Source organism: Enterobacter sp. T1-1 (assembly GCF_000710795.1).
GTDB lineage: Bacteria > Pseudomonadota > Gammaproteobacteria > Enterobacterales > Enterobacteriaceae > Enterobacter > Enterobacter cloacae.
Window position 1 is genome coordinate 1 of sequence record NZ_JALW01000111.1, and the last position, 2,465, is coordinate 2,465.

The window sequence follows — 2,465 nt, forward strand, 5'->3', positions numbered from 1 at the left end:
TTGCAACAGAAGATGAGTTAACAACTCTTGCCCGCTGGAAGCGTTACCGTGTGATGCTAAGCCGCCTTGATATCAGTTCCGCCCCGGATATCGAGTGGCCTGAAAAACCTGTCTGAGTGCAGCCCTCCACCCGGAGGGCTTTTTCGTTTGTTGTCTCATCCTCCTGCAAACGCCGTTTTATCGCACTTGTAGATTGCATGACTAAAAATGGTCGCACCCCTTAACCACGGAGTTAAACAGATGGGCGACTATCACCACGGCGTCGAGGTCATCGAGATTAACGATGGCACGCGCACCATTTCCACCGTCTCGACGGCCATCATCGGCATGGTCTGCACGGCCAGCGATGCTGACGACTCAACATTCCCGCTTAATGAACCGGTGCTGATTACCAGCGTACAGAACGCTATCGGTAAAGCCGGTAAACTCGGCACATTGTCAAAATCCCTGCAGGCTATTGCCGACCAGTGCAAGCCGGTCGTTGTGGTTGTGCGCGTTGCCGAAGGTATCGCTGACCCTGACGACCCGGAAGCGGCGCAGAAAGAGACCATTTCCAACATCATCGGCACGACCGACGAAAACGGCAAATACACCGGGCTTAAAGCGTTATTGACTGCGAAAACTGTCACCGGCGTTAAACCGCGCATTCTCGGCGTGCCGGGGCTGGATTCTCAGGAAGTGGCGACCGCGCTCGCCGCGACCTGTCAGAGCCTGCGCGCGTTTGGCTATATCAGCGCGTGGGGCTGCAAAACTATTTCCGAAGCCATTGCCTACCGTAAGAATTTCAGCCAGCGCGAGCTGATGGTCATTCACCCTGATTTTCTGGCATGGGACACCACGGCGAACGAAACCGATATCGCATGGGCGACCGCTCGCGCATTAGGGCTGCGCGCCAAAATCGACCAGGAGACCGGCTGGCACAAGACCCTGTCTAACGTCGGCGTGAATGGCGTCACCGGCGTCAGTGCTTCGGTCTCATGGGATTTGCAGGAGCAGGCCACCGACGCGAACCTGCTCAATCAGGCAGGTGTCACCACGCTTATTCGTAACGATGGCTTTAAATTCTGGGGTAACCGCACCTGCTCAGATGACCCGTTATTCGTGTTTGAGAACTATACCCGCACCGCTCAGGTGCTGGCTGATACGATGGCGGAAGCGCACGCGTGGGCGATTGATAAACCTGTCACCGCAACGCTTATCCGCGACATCGTCGCCGGTATCAATGCGAAATTCCGTGAGCTGAAAAACAACGGCTATATCGTTGACGGCACCTGCTGGTACGACCCGGAGTCAAACAGTGCGGAAACCCTCAAAGCGGGGAAACTGTATATCGATTACGACTACACCCCCGTCCCGCCGCTGGAAAACCTGACTCTGCGCCAGCGCATCACCGATACCTATCTGGCGAACCTGTCAGACTCGGTCAACAGCTAAGGAGCTCAGCACATGGCGTTACCACGCAAACTGAAATACCTGAACATGTTTAACGACGGTCTCAGCTATATGGGCGTCGTTGAATCCGTCACCCTGCCAAAGCTGACCCGCAAGCTTGAGAAATACCGTGGTGGCGGGATGCCCGGCTCGGTGTCTATTGACCTCGGGCTCGATGACGATGCGCTCGCGCTTGAGTGGACGCTCGGTGGTCTGCCTGATGTCGAGCTGTGGGCTCAGTACGCATCACCCGACGCGGATAGCGTGCCGCTGCGCTTTACCGGCTCATTCCAGCGCGATGACACTGGCGCGATTTCTGCCGTCGAGGTTGTCATGCGTGGCCGTCACAAAGAGTACGACGGCGGCGAAAACAAACAGGGCGAAAGCGGCACGACCAAAATCTCGACCGAGTGCTCTTACTACCAGCTCACGATTGACGGCAAAGAAGTCATCGAGATTGACGTCATCAACATGGTGATGAAAGTCGATGGCGTCGACCGTCTGGCAGAACATCGTAAGGCTATCGGCCTGTAACCCATTTACCGGTCAGTCAGGCTGGCCGGTCACTTAATTTTGAAGAGAGTGACATCATGGAAAACATCAACGAAACCGAAAACCCAAACATTGTGATCCTCGATAATCCCGTCATGCGCGGTGAGCAAAAAATCGAACAGGTGACGCTGACCAAACCCAACACAGGAACATTACGCGGCGTGAGTCTGGCCGCACTGGCAAACTCTGACGTCGATGCGCTGATTAAGGTGCTGCCGCGTATGACGTACCCGGCGCTGACTGAGTCAGAAGTCATGAGGCTGGAAGCGTCAGACCTGATTTTGTTCGCCGGTAAGGTGGTCGGTTTTTTGTCGCCATCTTCGGCACGCTGACCTTCCCGGATAACCTATCGGTCGATGACCTGATGGCGGATATCGCGGTGATTTTTCACTGGCCGCCATCAGAGCTGTATTCCCTGAGCGTGACCGAGCTCATCACATGGCGCGAAAAGGCGCTGCAGCGAAGCGGAAACCACCATGAGC

5 protein-coding genes are annotated in these 2,465 nt (G+C 55.6%); all 5 read left to right on the forward strand.

Going from position 1 to position 2,465, the window contains the following annotated elements:
* Positions 1-116 (forward strand): tail fiber assembly protein (locus AK59_RS1000000125395; RefSeq protein ID WP_197028022.1); only part of this gene is annotated, 116 nt, incomplete at its 5' end.
* 124 nt (positions 117-240) lie between these two features.
* Complete coding sequence (locus tag AK59_RS0123190) at positions 241-1,434, forward strand: phage tail sheath protein (RefSeq protein WP_029883935.1); 1,194 nt, start codon at positions 241-243, stop codon at positions 1,432-1,434.
* Between the two features lie 12 nt (positions 1,435-1,446).
* Entirely contained in the window at positions 1,447-1,965 is a 519-nt protein-coding gene (locus tag AK59_RS0123195) for a phage major tail tube protein (RefSeq protein ID WP_029883936.1), read from the forward strand.
* A 56-nt stretch (positions 1,966-2,021) separates the two neighbouring features.
* Positions 2,022-2,315 (forward strand): phage tail assembly protein, encoded by a 294-nt coding sequence (locus tag AK59_RS0123200; protein ID WP_029883937.1) that lies wholly within the window; start codon positions 2,022-2,024, stop codon positions 2,313-2,315.
* Positions 2,316-2,347: 32 nt separating this feature from the next.
* A partial coding sequence (locus AK59_RS1000000124080) for a GpE family phage tail protein (protein ID WP_050492005.1) occupies positions 2,348-2,465 on the forward strand: 118 nt, incomplete at its 3' end.

What these genes read in the sequence shown, in the direction of transcription:
- AK59_RS0123195 (WP_029883936.1), top strand. Translation starts at nt 1,447, where the DNA reads ATGGCGTTACCACGCAAACTGAAATACCTGAACATGTTTAACGACGGT.
- AK59_RS0123190 (WP_029883935.1), top strand. Translation starts at nt 241, where the DNA reads ATGGGCGACTATCACCACGGCGTCGAGGTCATCGAGATTAACGATGGC.
- AK59_RS0123200 (WP_029883937.1), top strand. Translation starts at nt 2,022, where the DNA reads ATGGAAAACATCAACGAAACCGAAAACCCAAACATTGTGATCCTCGAT.